The sequence below is a fragment of the Kushneria marisflavi genome, assembly GCF_002157205.1.
GTDB lineage: Bacteria > Pseudomonadota > Gammaproteobacteria > Pseudomonadales > Halomonadaceae > Kushneria > Kushneria marisflavi.
Genome location: NZ_CP021358.1, coordinates 2,458,172 through 2,475,952, shown reverse-complemented (window position 1 = coordinate 2,475,952; position 17,781 = coordinate 2,458,172). Strand labels below are relative to the sequence as shown.

Here is a 17,781-nt window from a genome sequence, read left to right as displayed (position 1 = left end):
CCTCCTGAACCCGTGACCTGTCGCGATACGATGGATTATTCGAACCACGGCGCCCGGGCCGTCATGATCAGTGCCGCTGCGCGTTCTTCATCCATTCCCTCAATATCCTTGAGGTCTTCAATGGACTGCTCGGCAAGATCTTCCATGGTGATAATTCCTCGCCCGGCCAGTCGGTAGGCAAGATGCTGATCCATACCCTCCATCGAGAGCAGATCCTCGGCGGGCGCGGTGCCGTCCAGTTCTTCTTCGGATTTGATCGCCAGATTGAGCAATTCATCCTTGGCACGCGCACGCAGCTCTTCGACCAGCGACTCATCAAAGCCGTCGACTTCCAGCATCTCTTCCAGCGGGACATAGGCCACTTCTTCCAGCGAAGTGAAGCCCTCTTCCACCAGCAGTCGTGCCATCTCTTCATCAACATCCAGATGGTTGATGAAGTATTCGATATAGCTGTCGAGTTCCTGCTCGCGGCGCCCTTCGGCTTCCTCCTCCGTCATGACGTTGAGCGTCCAGCCTGTCAGCTCACTCGCCAGACGTACGTTCTGACCACTGCGGCCAATAGCCTGCGCCAGATTGTCTTCACCGACCGCGACATCCATGGCATGCGTGTCTTCATCCACCAGGATGGAAGCCACATCAGCAGGGGCCATGGCATTGATGACCAGCTGAGCAGGATTATCGTCCCAAAGCACGATATCCACACGCTCGTTGCGAAGTTCGTTCGAAACGGCCTGAACCCTTGAACCACGCATGCCGACACAGGCACCAACAGGATCGATACGACGGTCGTTGGTCTTGACGGCAATCTTGGCACGAGAGCCCGGATCACGCGCCGCACCCTTGATTTCAATCAGCTGTTCCGAGATTTCGGGAACCTCAATGGTAAACAGCTCCACCAAAAACTCGGGCCGTGTACGGGACAGAATCAGCTGGGCGCCGCGCGCTTCGGGATCCACACGCCATAGCAGGGCCCTGACACGCTCGTTGAGACGATAGCGCTCGCCCGGAATCATTTCACCGCGCGGCAGAAAACCTTCTGCATTGTCGCCCAGATCAATGATCAGGCCATCACGTGTGGTTTTCTTGACACTTCCGCCTACCAGCTCGCCTTCACGCTCGGCGTACTGACGCACGATTTCGGCGCGTTCGGCTTCACGCACCTTCTGTACGATGACCTGCTTGGCTGTCTGGGCAGCAATTCGACCAAACTCGGCCGATTCAATCTGTTCTTCCACCACGGCGCCCAGCCCCAGAGGCTCATCGCGTTCTTCTGCGGCGCCCAGCGGTATCTGACGTGCCGAGGTGATGTAGTCTTCATCAGGTACAACAGTCCAGCGCCTGAAGGTGTCGTAATCGCCGGTATTGCGATCGATACGCACGCGAATGTCGACATCCTTGCCTTCGTAGCGCTTGCGGGAGGCGCTGGCCAGCGCCGCCTCGACGGCTTCGAAAATAATGTCGCGGGGGACACCCTTTTCATTCGATATTGCATCGACGACCAGCAAAATATCCTTGCTCATGCCTGTGCCTCGCCAGAAAAGTCCTTGTTGTCATCAAGCATCAGTTATCAAACCCGGGCACGACACGTGCCTGCTCAATGGTCTCGATAGGAAATCCATACTCTTCGTCATTGAACTGCAGCAGCACTTCATCACCATCAACACCTGCCAGCAGCCCCTTGAAACGGCGCTGGCCTTCAAAGGGCGCGCGCAGCTTCAACGTAATCGTGTGACCGGCAAACCGGGCAAAATGTGACAGGGAATAAAGTGGGCGATCCATCCCGGGAGAGGACACTTCAAGCTGATACTGTCCGGGGAGAGGGTCTTCAACATCCAGAAGAGCACTTACCTGCCGACTAACATCGGCGCAATCATCCACACCAACACCATTTTCGTGTTCGATATAGACAACCAGCTTGGAATGCTTACCCTGGGCACTGTAATCGATGCCCCAGAGCTCGAAGCCGAGCGCTGCGACGGCGGGTTCTATCAGCGTATGCAGTGTTTCTTGCCTGGTTGGCACGACATGGCCTCCTGCAGTGGCATCAGGCACCTGAGCGAAAATACAGGAGAGCAGATGAGGTGACTGATGAGCGATCTTGTTGCGCTGTAACAAAAAGCCCCTTCAATGGAAGGGGCTTTTCGGGAAAAAATTTCCATCCATTGACACTTGGATGGTAGCGGGGGCCGGATTTGAACCGACGACCTTCGGGTTATGAGCCCGACGAGCTACCAGGCTGCTCCACCCCGCATCAATAGCGCAATCAGTATAAGGACTTTGTCCTGCCGAATCAACATGATCCGTCTGTCGCGACTTGCAGCTCCGATGGTGCCGAAGGCGGGACTTGAACCCGCACGACCATAAGGTCACTACCCCCTCAAGATAGCGTGTCTACCAATTCCACCACTTCGGCTTTCGGTTTGACAGAAACCTGCTTTCTGTCTTGCTCGGCATTTCTGCCGAACCAGTGACAAAGCCCTGCTGGATCGAGCGCCTCATCACTGGCGCGAGATTATGCATCCCATGACATGATTCGTCAAGCGATGCATGACCTCATGCATCAATTATCGTTGCTGCTGCCTGTAGAAGGGACGCTCAACCCATCGTCACTACCACTTTCAGTGTCCTGCTGGGCAGCGGGCGCCTGAGGCGCGTCGTCACCATCATCCAGACTCGGCGCACTGGTACGCTGCTGCTCGATCACGCGGGCATCGGGAATACCGCTTTGTGAATCACCGCCACGATCAACCAGCCAGGCAAGCCCCAGCGACGTTACAAAGAACAGCGCAGCGAGCACGCCTGTCAGACGGGCAAGTGTCTTTGAGGCACCCTGCGAGCCCAGTACCGTTTGTGAAGCACCGCCTCCAAAGGCAGCGCCAGCCTCGGCTCCCTTGCCGCGCTGCAAGAGCACCAGCGCAATCAGGCTGATGGCAAGAAGGACGTGAATCAAAATGATGGCAACGTACATTTAATCAACCTGCTGCGTGACAAATCGCAATAAAGTCATCGGGTTTAAGCGAGGCGCCGCCTATCAGCCCCCCATCGATATCCGGCTGGGAAAGAAGATCGGCAGCGTTGTCGGCCTTCATGCTGCCGCCATAAAGCAGGCGCATGCCTTCTCCCAGAGCGGGATCCTTGCCTGACAGCCAGGAACGAATCATGGCATGCACCTGTTGCGCCTGCTCAGGCGTGGCGGTGCGGCCCGTACCAATGGCCCAGACCGGCTCATAAGCAATGACCAGCCGTGAGCACTGCTCCTGTGAAAGCGCATCCATGACCGTTCGAACCTGACCCAGCACCACCGTTTCCACCTGATCTGCTTCACGCTCTTCGAGCGTCTCACCCACACACAGTATGGGAATCAGACCGGCATCAAGGGCTGCCTTGACGCGAACAAGCACGGCCTGGTCATCTTCATTGAACAGGGTACGGCGTTCGGAATGTCCCACCAGCACATGGCTGACACCGCACTCGCTCAGCAGAGAGGCGCTGACTTCACCGGTATAGGCCCCGGATGCTTCAGGGTGGAGCGTCTGGGCACCGAGTTCGACATCACTCCCCTCCAGCATCTTCCCTGCTGACATAAGCAGCGTGAAAGGCGGGATAATGGTGACATCAACACTGGAGGAAATCCGCGCCGACGACAGTGTCTGACTCATGGTTTCCAGCAGCGCCAGCGAACCATTCATCTTCCAGTTGCCGGCAATCAGCGGCTTACGCATGGTGACTTCTCCCTAGCCTGTCGGGAACAGGAAAGTATTGGTAGACGCCTCCGCAAGGAGGGCGATGTTAATGGAGCGATGGCGTGAACACAACCACGCCCCGTTTTCTTCAGCCCTGGGCAGATGTCATTCCCTGCTCGATTTCATCGGCAATTTTCTGTGCCAGCGCCTGAACATCAAAGCGCGGACGGCCTTCAACCATAACGCGAATCAGTGGTTCGGTGCCCGACGGCCTGAGCAGCACACGCCCGGATTCACCCAGCGTCTGCTCGACATCTCGGACGGCCCCGGCCACCGGAGCGCTTTCCATCAGCGCAGTCTTGTCAATGCCGGGCACCAGACGCACATTGACCAGTGCCTGAGGCGCCTTTTCCATGCCTTCCAGAAGCTCTTCAAGGCTACGCTCTTCGATGACCATGGTGGCCAGTACCTGCAGGGCAGAAACAATGCCATCGCCAGTCGTCTGGGCGTGACCGCACAGGATGTGCCCGGAAGATTCTCCACCAAGCTGCCAGTTACGTGCCTGCATCTGCTCGATGACATAGCGGTCACCAACCTTGGCACGCTCAAAGGGAATCCCCAGCGTCTCAAATGCCGAAGCCAGGCCAAAATTGCTCATGAGGGTGCCCACAACCCCACCCCCCAGCACACCACGACGATGACGATCGCGTGCAATGATGTAGAGGATGTCATCCCCATCCACAATACGTCCGGCATGATCCACCATGATCACACGATCGCCATCGCCATCAAAGGCGATGCCGAGATCAGCACCGGTCTCGAGCACTTTCTCTCGCATCACTTCCGGATGCGTCGAACCGACCTGCTGATTGATATTGAGGCCATCAGGCGTCACACCCAGCGTGATGACCTCGGCGCCCAGCTCGCGAAAGACATTGGGCGCAATGTGATAGGTTGCCCCGTTGGCACAGTCGATGACAATTTTCAGGCCATGCAGGCCAAAGCGATTGGGCACTGTCGACTTGCAGAATTCGATATAGCGTCCGGCGGCATCCTCGATGCGCACTGCCTTGCCCAGCCTGTCCGGACCGACCGTTTCCTGAAGTCCTTCAAGCTCACGCTCGATCTCGTCTTCAAAGGCATCAGGCAGCTTGGTGCCATGCTGTGAAAAGAACTTGATACCATTATCCTGATACGGATTGTGTGAGGCGCTGATGACCACGCCAGCACTGGCACGCAGCGTACTCGTCAGATAGGCGATACCGGGCGTGGGCATCGGGCCCAGCAGGGCTACATCTACCCCGGCTGCTGAAAAACCGGCTTCCAGTGCTGATTCGAACATGTATCCGGAGATACGGGTATCCTTGCCAATCAATACACGTGCACGCCGGTTCTGACGCGCAAAGACACGACCGGCCGCCCAGCCCAGACGCAGCATGAAATCTGCCGTAATGGGCGCCTGTCCCACTGTGCCGCGAATCCCGTCCGTCCCGAAATATTGTCTTGCCATTACTATTTGCCTTCCTTGAGTACTGCACGGGTCATGCCAACAGCATCAGCGCTGGCAGCGACATCGTGTGTTCTGATAATCCAGGCGCCCTTGCTGATGGCAAGGGTCGTCAACGCCAATCCACCATAAAGACGCTCATCGACTTCACGAGATAGCGCACGACCAATCATGCCCTTGCGAGAAGTGCCTACCAGCAGGGGGTAGCCCAGATGCTGGAGATACTCTAGGCGATTCATCAAGCGCAGGTTGTGCGCAAGCGTCTTTGCAAAGCCAAACCCCGGATCTACCAGCAGCCGTTCACCAGTGATACCGGCATTGCGACAGCGATCAATCTGATTCGCTAGAAAGGTCGCCACCTCTTCTTCAATAGGATGCGCATATTGCGGGTCATTTTGCATGTTATCGGGCTCGCCCACCATATGCATGAGACAGATGGGCAGCCCCGTGGCCGCAGCCGCCTCTAAAGCCCCGTCACGCTTCAGAGAGCGAACATCGTTAATCATGCCGGCGCCTGCCTTCGCCACGGCCGTCATGACTTCCGGCGCACTGGTATCCACTGATACCAGTGCGCCAAGCTCATCTGTCAGGCGCTCCACAATCGGCAACACCCGATCCATCTCCTGCTGTACACCGACAGGCGTCGCGCCGGGTCGAGTGGATTCGCCTCCTACATCGATAATGCTCGCACCTTCGCGGAGCATTTTTTCAGCACGACGTAGTGCTGCATCACCCACGGCATGGTGCCCACCATCGGAAAAGGAATCCGGCGTCACATTGAGAATGCCCATCACCTGCGGACAATCCAGCGACAGTTGATGATGGTCACCGCACGGCATGAAAGTAGCTGCTTTTGACATGGTGATTCCTGAAGCCTGACCGCTTGATCAGTCATTGTAATCATTGGTCATAAAAAAACCGCCCCGGAGGGCGGTCATCATGATACGTAAAACAGGGATCAATGTCCGGAAGAGCCGCCCAGCGGATCAGAGGGACGCCGCCGTGTATCATCAGCGCTGTCTGCATCTCCATCCGGGTCCTCAACCGGTCGCACATCAGAAGAGCTGGTATCCGGCGCACTCAGACCACCGCTCGGGCCACTGCTGCCAGGCTCCTTGGGCGGACGCGGATCGCGCCCTTCCATGATGTCGTTGATCTGATCGGCATCGATGGTCTCGAACTTGATCAGCGCATCGGTCATCGCATCAAGCTTGTCGCGGTTATCATGCAGAATCTGCTCGGCCTGCTTGTAGCACTCATCAATGATGCGGCGAATTTCGCGATCCATTCTCGATGATGTTTCTGCCGAACTGAACTTGCTGCCACCGCCACCCGGGCCACCAAGGAACTGATGTGACTCATCCTCGTCATACATCAGCGGGCCCATCTCCTGTGACAGCCCCCACTTGGCTACCATGTTATGAGCAAGCTCCGTGGCACGCTTGATATCGTTGGAAGCGCCTGTAGTGACACCATTGGGCCCCAGCGTCATCTCTTCGGCGATACGACCACCAAACAGGGAGCATATCTGGCTGATGATCTGCTGACGTGTATAGCTGTAGCGATCCTCGTTGGGGAGGAACATCGTCACACCCAGCGCACGACCACGGGGGATAATGGTGACCTTGTAGACCGGGTCATGCTCAGGCATCAACAGACCGATGATGGCATGGCCAGACTCGTGATAGGCCGTATTGCGCTTTTCCTTTTCGGACATGACCATTGAGCGCTTTTCGGCCCCCATCATGATCTTGTCCTTGGCCATTTCAAGCTCGGCCATCCCGATCAGCCGGCGATTCTTTCGTGCCGCAAAAAGGGCGGCCTCATTGACCACATTGGCAAGTTCCGCCCCGGAAAAGCCCGGCGTTCCACGTGCAATCATCTCCGGCTTGACGTCATCGGCCAGCGGTACCTTGCGAAGGTGTACACCCAGAATGTGCTCGCGTCCGCGAATGTCGGGAAGGCCCACGGTCACCTGACGGTCGAAGCGGCCCGGACGCAACAGTGCGGGATCAAGCACATCAGGACGGTTGGTGGCGGCAATGACAATGATGCCTTCGTTAGCCTCAAAACCATCCATCTCGACCAGTAACTGATTCAGGGTCTGCTCTCGTTCATCGTGTCCGCCACCCATGCCGGAACCACGCGAGCGTCCTACCGCATCAATCTCATCGATAAAAATGATGCAGGGTGCCTGCTTTTTGGCCTGCTCAAACATGTCGCGCACACGTGAAGCACCCACCCCCACAAACATCTCGACGAAGTCGGAACCGGAAATGGTGAAGAAGGGCACCTTGGCTTCGCCGGCGATGGCCTTGGCAAGCAGGGTTTTACCGGTACCCGGAGGGCCCACCATCAAAACGCCACGCGGAATTTGACCGCCAAGACGCTGAAACTTGGAAGGATCCTTCAAAAAGTCGACCAGCTCTTCGACTTCTTCCTTGGCCTCATCACACCCGGCCACATCCTTGAAGGTTGTCTTGACCTGTTCATGAGACAGCAGCTTGGCCTTGGACTTGCCAAAGCTCATGGGACCACCCTTTCCAGCACCCCCACCCTGCATCTGACGCATGAAGAACAGGAAGATGCCCAGAATCAGCAATATGGGGAAACTGGCAATCAACAGCCGTGACCAGATGCTCTGCTGATCAGGCTTTTTGCCTATTACCGTTACATTGTTGCTGAGCAGATCGTCCATCAGACGCGGGTCTTCCGCAGAAGGACGGATGGTCTGGAAGGTTGACCCGTCATCGCGCTCACCGCGGATGTCGTAACCATCAATGGTGACCTGACGGATCTGGTCATTTTGCACCTGCTCGACGAACTGTGAATAGTTCATCGCCTGCGGCGAATTATCGACGCTGAAATTATTGAATACCGTCAGCAATACTGCAGCGATAATCAACCATAGGATCAGATTCTTGGCCATGTCGTTCAAGGGGACACCCTCACTACGTGATTCTGCCTGCCAGGCGTGGCCCGGTATGTGTCGGATAGCTTGGGGCGCGGCCTGTCAATTACAAGCTCATGCGTAAAAACCGCGACCCAGCAGATATACTTCCCGCGATTCTGGACGCGAGACATAGGGCTTGCGAGTCACTACCTTATCGAACCGAAGGCGCATTTCCTTTAGACACTGATCAAAACCCTCGCTCTGGAAGATCCGGATCAGGAAATCGCCAACCGGCATTAGTGCCTGCTGGGCCATCTGCCAGTTCCACAGGATAGATGGTCCCCGGCTGATCGATGGCCATCTGCCCGCCCAGACGGAGGGCCATGTCTGATAGCACAACGTTGATCTGCCGATTGCCCAGCGCCTCGAGCATAGCATGCAGCGTGCTTTACTTCCGTAAAGTCACCCTGAATGAAATCCACACCCGCAGTGGCATCCATTTCGAGGATATCAGTGGCAACGATATGCCCTTAATCCCCGACTCGGACCATGGCGACCTGACTCCATCCACCACACCCACATCCACTATACTCATATCCGGTTGTAAAAAGACGATCGCGATCATCGATTTCAGGCAGCTTGTAGCTGGCACGAGAACGGTAGCCATCGGCCCGGCTGCGCTTTACCCAGATATCGTCAAAATGCTCCTTCATCCAGCCATTACCGGCTGAAGCCTTACTGCCGGCAGGGGGCATTTTGGCGCGTGTCACGTTAACTTCCGAAAAAAGGGGTTGCCGTGCCATAGCGATCAAACACCAGCATTTGCTCAGGAAAGACACCTGACATGCGACAACCGTTGGCGCCACGGCCGTCGTCTGGAGTAAGATGATTGCACATGAAAAGGGATCGAGAGTTTTCAACATATCATGAGCCTTACAGCGGCACAAAAGAAAACCCTGCGTAGCGTCGGCCATATTCTCAACCCGGTTGTCCGGATTGGTGACAAGGGCCTGACCGAGGGTGTCATGGGTGAGCTCGAGCGAGCACTCACCGACCACGAACTGATCAAGATCAGCATTGCCGGCGCCGAACGCGACGAGCGGGCCGAGATCATTCAGCATCTGCTTAAGCAGTCCGGCGCCGAGCTGGTACAAAGTATCGGCAAGACAGCCCTGCTCTATCGCCACAACCCCAAGGCAGACCCCAGGCTCTCAAACGTGGCCCGCTACACCCAGTAATCATCATATGGTGCTGATGGATGGCACCGGTGAGCTGAACGCAAAAAGCCCCCGACAGTGTCGGGGGCTTTTTTAATGCGTGCCGATCAGATAACGCTGATCACTCAACGTGCTCGACACTATCGATTTCATACTCGACGTCACCGCCAGGGGTGCGCACATTGACAACATCACCTTCGGACTTCCCTACCAGCGCACGGGCGATGGGCGAATTGACCGAAATCTTGCCGTCCTTGATGCTGGCCTCATCCTCACCGACGATGCGGTAGGCCACCTCTTCGTCGGTGTCGAGATTCAGGAGCCTGACCGTGGTGCCAAAAATGACCTTGCCGGTATGCGGCACCTTGGTGACATCAATGACCTGAGAATTGGACAGACGCGACTCGATTTCCTGAATCCGCCCCTCGATAAACCCCTGCTGCTCACGCGCGGCGTGATACTCCGCATTCTCCTTGAGATCGCCGTGCTCTCGCGCCTCGGCAATGTCTGCAATCACGCGCGGGCGATCAACACCCTTGAGCTGGTTAAGCTCTTCACGCAGGGCCTTTTCGCCCTGCACTGTCATCGGAACCCTGGTCATGCCGTTACACTCGTATGGAGTTCCTGAAGTCGCCGCACGGTAATCTCGTTACCATATTCAAGCGCCATGCACACGGCACTGGCCCCTGCCAGCGTGGTGGCATAAGGGACCTTGTGTGACAGCGCCGAACGGCGAATCATGGAAGAATCGTTAATGGCCTGCCGCCCCTCGGTCGTATTCACGATGTAGGCAACCTCATCGTTTTTGATCATATCGACGATGTGGGGACGGCCTTCAAACACCTTGTTGACCGCCTCGACCGGCAGGCCGGCAGCTTCCAGTGCCTGCGCCGTGCCCTGCGTGGCAATCAACGTAAAGCCTAATGTTAACAGAGAACGCGCCACGTCAATAACGCCCTCCTTGTCCGGGTCACGAACCGACAGGAACGCCCGACGGTCACCGGTCAGCGCCGGGATCGCCTCGCCTGCGCCCAGCTGAGCCTTGTAGAAGGCCTCGGCAAAGGTGGTTCCGGTCCCCATGACCTCACCGGTCGATTTCATTTCCGGCGTCAGGATCGGGTCCACACCCGGAAACTTGTTGAAGGGGAAGACCGCTTCCTTGACGCTATAGAAATCCGGAATGTGCTCGCGGGTAAACTCAAGCTCTGCCAGTGTCTTGCCGGCCATAACGCGCGCGGCCAGCTGGGCCAGCGAGCGGCCGATGCACTTGGAGACAAAGGGCACGGTGCGTGAAGCGCGCGGATTGACCTCGATGACATAGACCTCGCCGTCCTGCCAGGCCAGCTGAACGTTCATCAGCCCCACGACATTGAGCTCCAGCGCCATGCGCTGCACCTGATCACGCATGCGGTCCTGAACATCCGCCGGCAGCGAATAGGGCGGCAGTGAGCAGGCCGAATCACCGGAATGCACGCCGGCCTGCTCGATGTGCTGCATGATGCCGCCGATCACGACATCCTTGCCATCGCTGATGGCGTCGATGTCGACTTCGATGGCGGCATTGAGGAAGTGATCCAGTAGCACCGGCGAGTCGTTGGAAACCTTGACCGCGTGGGTCATGTAATTCTCGAGCTCATCAGCCGAGTAGACAATCTCCATGGCGCGCCCACCCAGCACATAGGACGGACGCACGACCAGCGGATAACCGATTTTGGATGCCTTGACGAAGGCATCCTCGAAGCTGCGTGCCGTGGCATTATTGGGCTGCTTGAGACCGAGCTTCTCGATCATCTGCTGAAAACGTTCGCGGTCTTCAGCGCGATCGATGGCATCCGGCGAGGTCCCGATAATCGGCACGCCAGCGGCTTCCAGATCGCGGGCCAGCTTCAGCGGCGTCTGGCCACCAAACTGCACGATGACCCCCACCGGCTTTTCCTTTTCGACAATGGCCAGCACATCCTCGAGCGTCACCGGCTCGAAATAGAGACGGTCGGAGGTGTCATAATCGGTCGAGACGGTTTCAGGATTGCAGTTGACCATGATGGTCTCATAGCCGTCTTCACGCATGGCAAGCGCGGCATGGACACAGCAGTAATCGAACTCGATACCCTGACCGATTCGGTTGGGGCCGCCGCCCAGTACCATGATTTTCTGGCGATCGCTGGGATTGGCCTCGCACTCCTCCTCATAGGTGGAGTACATGTAGGCCGTGGACGTGGCGAACTCGGCAGCACAGGTATCCACCCGCTTGAAGACCGGACGAACATCCAGCGCCTGACGGTGTTCACGGAAGGCCTTTTCGCTGACCCCGATCAGTCGGGCCAGGCGCGCATCGCCAAAGCCGCGACGCTTGTAGAAATAGACCTGCTTGCGGCTGAGGTCGCTCAGGGAGGTCTTGGCAATCTGACCTTCCAGAACCATCAGCTCCTGAATCTGGATCAAGAACCAGCGATCAATTTTAGTGAAGTTAAACACTTCATCCAGTGAGAGGCCGGCCCGGAAGGCGTCGGCCACAAAAAAGATGCGGTCAGCGCCCGGACGCTGCAGTTCGCCCTGCATCAGCTGGCGCGATGCTTCATCAAAATTCGAAAGCTTGGGATCAAGCCCGTCCACACCGATTTCGAGACCGCGAAGCGCCTTTTGCAGCGACTCCTGGAAGGTGCGCCCGATGGCCATGACCTCACCCACCGACTTCATCTGAGTGGTCAGACGATCATTAGCCTGAGGGAATTTTTCGAAGGTAAAACGCGGAATCTTGGTGACGACATAATCGATGGCCGGCTCGAACGATGCAGGCGTGGCGCCACCGGTAATGTCGTTTTGCAACTCGTCGAGCGTATAGCCCACTGCCAGCTTGGCTGCGACCTTGGCAATCGGAAAACCGGTGGCCTTGGACGCCAGCGCCGAAGAGCGTGATACCCGCGGATTCATCTCGATGACCACCATGCGCCCGGTATCCGGATCAACGCCAAACTGCACGTTGGAACCGCCGGTTTCGACGCCGATCTCTCTGAGTACCGCCAGCGATGCGTTCCGCATGATCTGGTACTCTTTATCGGTCAGCGTCTGCGCCGGCGCGACCGTAATGGAGTCGCCAGTATGCACGCCCATCGGATCAAAGTTTTCGATGGCACAGACGATGATGCAGTTGTCGCTCTTATCGCGCACAACTTCCATCTCGTACTCTTTCCAGCCCAGCAGCGACTCGTCGATCAAAAGCTCATGGTTGGAAGAAAGTTCAAAGCCGCGATGACAGATCTCTTCGAACTCTTCACGGTTATAGGCCACACCGCCACCGGAGCCACCCATGGTGTAGGACGGGCGAATAATGCAGGGAAAGCCCAGCTCGGACTGGATCTCCCACGCCTCTTCCATTGAATGCGCCACCTTGGCCTTCGGGCATTCAAGGCCGATATTTTTCATCGCCTTGTCAAAAAGGTCTCGATCCTCGGCCTTCTCGATGGTCCTGGCATTGGCACCGATCAGCTCGACACCGAATTCATCCAGAATACCGCGACGGTCCAGCTCGAGGGCGCAGTTCAGCGCGGTCTGCCCCCCCATGGTCGGCAGCACCGCGTCGGGGCGCTCGCGCTCGATGATGCGCGCCACGGTCTCCCAGGTAACCGGCTCGATATAGGTGGCATCCGCCATGACCGGGTCGGTCATGATGGTAGCCGGATTGGAGTTGACCAGAATGACCCGGTACCCCTCCTCACGCAGCGCCTTGCAGGCCTGGGCGCCGGAATAGTCGAATTCACAGGCCTGGCCGATAACGATGGGGCCAGCGCCAATGATCAGAATGCTTTTCAGGTCGGTACGTTTTGGCATGACGATTTCACTGCGTCGAAAAATGGGATGCGAACAAGTCGGATGCGATGGCGGCCCGACGACGGCAGAAGTCGCCGCCGGGACCGTGTCAGGCTGCCTGACGGCGGCCCTCCATCATGGCCACAAAGCGATCAAACAACGGTGAAACATCATGTGGCCCGGGACTGGCTTCCGGGTGCCCCTGAAAGCTGAAGGCCGGCGTATCGGTCAGCTCGATGCCCTGCAGGGTGTGGTCAAAAAGCGATCGATGCGTTGCCCGCACGTTGGCCGGCAGGGAAGCCTCGTCAACAGCAAAACCATGGTTCTGGCTGGTGATCATGACATGGCCGCGATCGATATCCAGCACCGGATGATTGGCGCCGTGATGCCCCTGCTTCATCTTGATGGTTTTTGCCCCGCTGGCCAGTGCCAGCAGCTGATGCCCCAGACAAATGCCAAAGACCGGCGTCCCGGTGGCCAGAATTTCCTGGATGGCCCGAATGGCATAGTCACACGGCTCCGGGTCGCCCGGACCGTTGGCCAGAAACACGCCGTCCGGATTCATCGCCATCACCTCACTGGCCGGCGTCTGCGGCGGCACAACGGTCAGGCGGCAACCCCGGCTGGTCAGCATTCGAAAGATGTTGTGCTTGGTACCGAAGTCATAGGCCACCACGTGCCAGGGGCGTTCGCGCTGGCGAAAATCGGCGTAACCCTTGCTCAGCTGCCACTCACCGTCATGCCACTCATGAATCTCGCGGGTACCGGCCTCGCGGGCCAGATCCATCCCCTTGAGCCCCGGAAAGGCTTTCGCAGCCGCCAGCGCGCGTGCCACGGCTTCATCACCCTGGGCATCTGCCCCGGCCACAATGGCACCGTTTTGTGCCCCCTTGTCACGCAGAAGTCGGGTCAGACGGCGCGTATCGATATCGGCAATGCCCAGAATGCCGTGGGCAGCCAGATAGTCGTCGAGGGCACGGACGCTGCGGAAATTGCTGACCAGACGGGGCAGATCACGAATGACCAGGCCGGCGGCATGAATGCGGTGGGATTCGACATCCTCTTCATTGATGCCGGTGTTGCCGATATGGGGGTAGGTAAGGGTCACAATCTGGCGAGAGTAGGAAGGGTCGGTCAGGATCTCCTGATAGCCCGTCATGGCCGTATTGAAGACCACCTCGCCACTGGTTTCTCCGTCGGCGCCAATGGAGACGCCGTGAAATACGCTGCCATCCTCGAGCGCCAGAATCGCGGGTTTGATCAATGCAACGTCCTCCACAGGGCAAAAGAAACTGTCAGCGAAAGCGACATGCCACAACGCTGACCGCAAAACCGGCCGTCTGGCGACCCCGTCGACCATGCCCTCCCGGTATGTCCTGGTAACAGACACGCCCCCGGGCTGCAAAAAAGCGGGACGAAACCCTGAAGGGCTTCATCCCGCTTTTGTTTTATCGCCATGGTCTGCGGGTTCGACCCGGCCAAATTGTGCCGATAATATCGGATTTCACCCCCGCATGCCATCACACAATGATCAGGCCTGTGGGTCATCGGACAAGGCCTGCTTGAGCCCCAGCACATCCTGCATGTCGTAATGACCGGCCTTCTGATCCATCAGCCAGTGCGCTGCCCGTACCGCACCACGTCCGAAGGTCAGCCGACTCGACGCCTTGTGGGTAATCTCGATGCGCTCGCCCTCGGCCGCAAAGAGCACGGTGTGCTCACCCACAATGTCGCCACCGCGCACGGTGGAAAAGCCGATTTCCCGTGCACTTCGAGGGCCGATCTGACCCACGCGCTGATAGACGCCATCGGTTTTCAGATCACGACCCAGCGGTTCGGCCACCGCACGCCCCATCATCAGGGCCGTGCCCGAAGGCGCATCGACCTTGTGACGGTGATGGGCCTCAATGATCTCGATATCGAAGCCCGCATCGCCCAACGCGCGTGCGGCCGTGGCGAGCAGGTTGAGTGATAGATTGACGCCGGTACTCATGTTGGCCGCAAACACGAAAGGCACGCTTGAAGCATACCCTTCCAGCGCGCTCAACTGCTCATCGTTGAACCCGGTGGTACCGATCACGAGACGTTTGCCATGTCTGGCGCAGATGGCCAGGTTCTCAAGCGTCAGGGCCGGCGAGGTGAAGTCGATCAGGACATCAAAATCATCGACAATCTCTTCCAGGCTGCCACAAAGCATGATCCCCAGGCGCCCCTGACCGGCCAGCTCACCGGCATCGGCTCCCTTCAGGGAGCTGTCCGGTCGCACAACGGCGCCGGTCAGCCGGGCACTGTCATCACCGTTGACGGCCTCGATCAGCATTTTGCCCATGCGTCCTGCCGCGCCCATGATGGCAATTCGTGTCACACGTCCCCCTGCTTTCTATTCATGTTGATCGTTTGCTCCCAGGCTTCTCTGCCACTATAACCCATCAGACCTTGCAATCGGACGGCGCCATGGCGGACAGACGTACTCACCCCTCCCTTGCAGCAGCCACTCTGGCGCTGTGCCTGATTCTGCTGCCCGGCTGCACCCGAGCGGGCATCGTTGATCCCGGCGGCCCGCCGGGTGGCTCCAGCCCCGTGCGCCTTGATTGGTGCGGCATGCTGGAGCTGCCGGACCGTATGCCCGATGGGCAGCCGCTGGGCGGTCTGTCGGCCCTGGCATTCGATCAGGAAAGCCATCTGCTATACATGCTTTCCGACCGGGGCCGTCTCTACCGCGCCCGCCCCCACTTTGATGATCAACAGCAGCTGACCCGCCTCGAGCTGCTGGATTCGGTGCCACTGCTCGACCATCATGGCAAACCGCTTGAAATGCCCTTGGCAGACAGCGAGTCCATGGCACTGATCAAGAGCCATCAGGGAGAAACAGAACTTTTGATCGGCTTTGAACGCCAGCATCGGCTGCAGCGCTTCACGCTTGAAGGGAAACCCGTGGGAGAGGCACTGCGACCGTCGGCCCTGAATGGCGCGCAGCACAACGGCAGCCTGGAAGCACTGGTCAATCACCCCGAGCATGGCCTGATTGGCGGACTCGAATTTGCCTCAAAAGGCATGGATGACAGCGAAAGCCGCCTGTTTGACCTTGAGGGCCACCAGTGGCGCTGGCAACGCAGCGATGATGACAGCGGCCTGACGGCCATGGCACCGCTGGGCGATGATCTTCTGATGCTGGAACGCGATTTTAAAATCGGCAGACCCCTGATCATCTCGCTGCGCCGGGCTCACCCTTCCAACGCCACACCGGATGGCGTGGTACCGGGCGACACCCTTGCGCGGCTGGTCAGCGATGAAGGCTGGCGGCTGGACAACTTCGAGGGGTTGGCCCGTATTGCTCCCCAGCGCTACCTGATGGTCAGCGACGACAACTTCAGCTGGCTGCAGCGATCACTGCTGGCATGCTTCAACGTCCCGGAGTCTGCCAGATAGCCCGGGCCTGGCTGACGGTTTCAATCGGAGAGCGATTCTGCAGGACCAGCAGCGTTTTCTGCCATCAGCGCCTCAAGCGTCGTCACCTCGCCACAGCGATCCGGCGTGTAGCCCTCCAGAGCGTCCACGCCGGCCAGAAACCGCTTTGAGGCCATATAGCCCAGCAACGCCTGAAGGTTGTCCTGGGCCAGGCGATCGGCATGACAGATCAACAGATAGTGCTCGGTGGCCAGCGGTACAAAATCAAGGCCGAACTGCGCCGCAGCGGCCTCCACGCCAAAGCCCGCATCTGCCATGCCTGCTGCCACGTAGGCCGCCACGGCCGTATGCGTAAACTCCTCATGTCGGGCACCCGGAAAATCGGTGTTATCCATCCCTTCTTCCGCCAGCAGTAGATCAAACAGCATGCGGGTGCCGGAGCGTTCATTACGTTGAATGAACCGGATATCACCAGTCATCAGATCTCTCATGGTACTCACCCGATGACGATCCTCATGACGCAGCATCAGCCCCTGTCGACGCGTCACGAAGCGAATGACGCTCAGGTTCTGCCCGGACAGCCAGGGGCGATAGACCGCCATGACCTGCTCGGCCAGCCGCGGCGCCACCGGCAGGTGAAGACTGGCCAGATCGCACTCCTCACGCCTGAGCCCTTCAAGCGCCTCTCTTGAGGTGCAATAGCGCAGATCAAGCTCCCCCGGGAAATCCGGCAGCAGTGCAACCGCGTAGCCATGGCTGGCATGCAGGCGTAGCACGGAATGGGCGCCATCCAGCAGCTGCTGCAGCTGGTGGTTGAGTTCGGAGGCCATGCTGTCGATCTGAGGCCCCAGCCGCGCGCGTACCCGCTGCTCTGCCCACAAAAGCTTCTCCCCCAATGGGGACAGTTTTGTGCCATGGCCACGGCGCATCTCTACCAGCGACATGCCGAAAAAGGCCTCGGCGCGATTAAGCAGATTCCAGGCATGCCGATAGGAAACGCCGGCCCGGCTGGCGGCCTGGGTGAGCTTGCCGGTCTCGAGCAGACCGGCCAGCAGCACAAACAGCACCGGATCGAGCAGCTCGCCATGCTCGCGATAAAAGCGCCAGGCCGGGACGATATTCAACTTTTTGCTAAGCATTTTCGTTCATATTTTGCCGTCGTATAGAGAGTGCTAATTTGGTCGCGAACGTGACCCTGACTTAAAGCAGTTATGAATAACGATTCCTATAAGACGATCGGATGAGCGCTGTCGCTTTAATCCTCCG

The 17,781-nt window shown here is 58.1% G+C and carries 14 protein-coding genes, 2 tRNA genes and 1 pseudogene; 2 read left to right on the top strand and 15 right to left on the bottom strand.

What is annotated here, in order from left to right; genetic code table 11:
• Nucleotides 1–35 precede the first annotated feature (35 nt).
• The 10 genes and pseudogenes from nusA to B9H00_RS11205 form a co-directional block, all read right to left on the bottom strand.
• Entirely contained in the window at nucleotides 36–1,520 is a 1,485-nt protein-coding gene (gene nusA / locus B9H00_RS11250; protein ID WP_086900737.1) for a transcription termination factor NusA, read from the bottom strand.
• A 40-nt stretch (nucleotides 1,521–1,560) separates the two neighbouring features.
• Nucleotides 1,561–2,022: a ribosome maturation factor RimP gene (rimP, locus tag B9H00_RS11245; RefSeq protein WP_086623267.1), complete on the bottom strand. Its 462-nt coding sequence runs from the start codon at nucleotides 2,020–2,022 to the stop codon at nucleotides 1,561–1,563.
• A gap of 152 nt (nucleotides 2,023–2,174) precedes the next feature.
• A tRNA-Met gene (locus B9H00_RS11240) sits at nucleotides 2,175–2,251 on the bottom strand.
• Nucleotides 2,252–2,326: 75 nt separating this feature from the next.
• Nucleotides 2,327–2,413: transfer RNA gene (locus B9H00_RS11235), tRNA-Leu, on the bottom strand.
• A 147-nt stretch (nucleotides 2,414–2,560) separates the two neighbouring features.
• The gene (gene secG / locus B9H00_RS11230; RefSeq protein ID WP_086900736.1) at nucleotides 2,561–2,968 is read right to left on the bottom strand and encodes a preprotein translocase subunit SecG; all 408 of its coding nucleotides are present in this window, start codon (nucleotides 2,966–2,968) and stop codon (nucleotides 2,561–2,563) included.
• Between the two features lie 4 nt (nucleotides 2,969–2,972).
• On the bottom strand, nucleotides 2,973–3,722 hold the full coding sequence (gene tpiA, locus B9H00_RS11225; RefSeq protein WP_086900735.1) for a triose-phosphate isomerase: 750 nt from the start codon (nucleotides 3,720–3,722) through the stop codon (nucleotides 2,973–2,975).
• A 109-nt stretch (nucleotides 3,723–3,831) separates the two neighbouring features.
• Entirely contained in the window at nucleotides 3,832–5,193 is a 1,362-nt protein-coding gene (gene glmM / locus B9H00_RS11220) for a phosphoglucosamine mutase (RefSeq protein WP_086900734.1), read from the bottom strand.
• Nucleotides 5,194–5,195: 2 nt separating this feature from the next.
• Nucleotides 5,196–6,050: a dihydropteroate synthase gene (gene folP, locus B9H00_RS11215; RefSeq protein WP_236944259.1), complete on the bottom strand. Its 855-nt coding sequence runs from the start codon at nucleotides 6,048–6,050 to the stop codon at nucleotides 5,196–5,198.
• Nucleotides 6,051–6,148: 98 nt separating this feature from the next.
• Complete coding sequence (ftsH, locus tag B9H00_RS11210; RefSeq protein ID WP_086900732.1) at nucleotides 6,149–8,128, bottom strand: ATP-dependent zinc metalloprotease FtsH; 1,980 nt, start codon at nucleotides 8,126–8,128, stop codon at nucleotides 6,149–6,151.
• A gap of 87 nt (nucleotides 8,129–8,215) precedes the next feature.
• Nucleotides 8,216–8,838, bottom strand: a pseudogene (locus B9H00_RS11205) (RlmE family RNA methyltransferase).
• 171 nt (nucleotides 8,839–9,009) lie between these two features.
• Between B9H00_RS11205 and yhbY the strand changes: the two are divergent.
• Nucleotides 9,010–9,321, top strand: coding sequence for a ribosome assembly RNA-binding protein YhbY (gene yhbY / locus B9H00_RS11200; RefSeq protein ID WP_086900731.1), 312 nt, complete (start codon nucleotides 9,010–9,012; stop codon nucleotides 9,319–9,321).
• Nucleotides 9,322–9,421: 100 nt separating this feature from the next.
• Here the strand turns inward: yhbY and greA are convergent, their stop codons facing one another.
• From greA to dapB, 4 genes are all read right to left on the bottom strand, one after another.
• Entirely contained in the window at nucleotides 9,422–9,901 is a 480-nt protein-coding gene (gene greA, locus B9H00_RS11195; RefSeq protein WP_086900730.1) for a transcription elongation factor GreA, read from the bottom strand.
• Nucleotides 9,898–13,128 carry a carbamoyl-phosphate synthase large subunit gene (gene carB / locus B9H00_RS11190; protein ID WP_086900729.1) on the bottom strand — a complete coding sequence of 1,077 codons (3,231 nt, stop codon included), beginning with the start codon at nucleotides 13,126–13,128 and terminating at the stop codon, nucleotides 9,898–9,900. The genes greA and carB overlap by 4 nt, the downstream gene beginning before the upstream one ends.
• Before the next feature lie 88 nt (nucleotides 13,129–13,216).
• Nucleotides 13,217–14,371, bottom strand: coding sequence for a glutamine-hydrolyzing carbamoyl-phosphate synthase small subunit (carA, locus tag B9H00_RS11185; RefSeq protein ID WP_174678724.1), 1,155 nt, complete (start codon nucleotides 14,369–14,371; stop codon nucleotides 13,217–13,219).
• Nucleotides 14,372–14,638: 267 nt separating this feature from the next.
• Complete coding sequence (dapB, locus tag B9H00_RS11180) at nucleotides 14,639–15,472, bottom strand: 4-hydroxy-tetrahydrodipicolinate reductase (RefSeq protein ID WP_086900728.1); 834 nt, start codon at nucleotides 15,470–15,472, stop codon at nucleotides 14,639–14,641.
• Nucleotides 15,473–15,561: 89 nt separating this feature from the next.
• Here dapB and B9H00_RS11175 point away from each other — a divergent pair, with 89 nt between their 5' ends.
• Nucleotides 15,562–16,536 (top strand): esterase-like activity of phytase family protein, encoded by a 975-nt coding sequence (locus B9H00_RS11175; RefSeq protein ID WP_120211741.1) that lies wholly within the window; start codon nucleotides 15,562–15,564, stop codon nucleotides 16,534–16,536.
• 20 nt (nucleotides 16,537–16,556) lie between these two features.
• Here B9H00_RS11175 and B9H00_RS11170 read toward each other — a convergent pair whose 3' ends face one another.
• Nucleotides 16,557–17,654 (bottom strand): substrate-binding domain-containing protein, encoded by a 1,098-nt coding sequence (locus tag B9H00_RS11170; protein WP_086900726.1) that lies wholly within the window; start codon nucleotides 17,652–17,654, stop codon nucleotides 16,557–16,559.
• Between the last annotated feature and the right edge of the window lie 127 nt (nucleotides 17,655–17,781).

Coding starts and splice junctions, on each gene's coding strand:
- nusA (WP_086900737.1), bottom strand. CDS start 1,520: ATGAGCAAGGATATTTTGCTGGTCGTCGATGCAATATCGAATGAAAAG.
- secG (WP_086900736.1), bottom strand. CDS start 2,968: ATGTACGTTGCCATCATTTTGATTCACGTCCTTCTTGCCATCAGCCTG.
- tpiA (WP_086900735.1), bottom strand. CDS start 3,722: ATGCGTAAGCCGCTGATTGCCGGCAACTGGAAGATGAATGGTTCGCTG.
- glmM (WP_086900734.1), bottom strand. CDS start 5,193: ATGGCAAGACAATATTTCGGGACGGACGGGATTCGCGGCACAGTGGGA.
- folP (WP_236944259.1), bottom strand. CDS start 6,050: ATGTCAAAAGCAGCTACTTTCATGCCGTGCGGTGACCATCATCAACTG.
- yhbY (WP_086900731.1), top strand. CDS start 9,010: ATGAGCCTTACAGCGGCACAAAAGAAAACCCTGCGTAGCGTCGGCCAT.
- greA (WP_086900730.1), bottom strand. CDS start 9,901: ATGACCAGGGTTCCGATGACAGTGCAGGGCGAAAAGGCCCTGCGTGAA.
- carB (WP_086900729.1), bottom strand. CDS start 13,128: ATGCCAAAACGTACCGACCTGAAAAGCATTCTGATCATTGGCGCTGGC.
- B9H00_RS11175 (WP_120211741.1), top strand. CDS start 15,562: ATGGCGGACAGACGTACTCACCCCTCCCTTGCAGCAGCCACTCTGGCG.
- B9H00_RS11170 (WP_086900726.1), bottom strand. CDS start 17,654: ATGCTTAGCAAAAAGTTGAATATCGTCCCGGCCTGGCGCTTTTATCGC.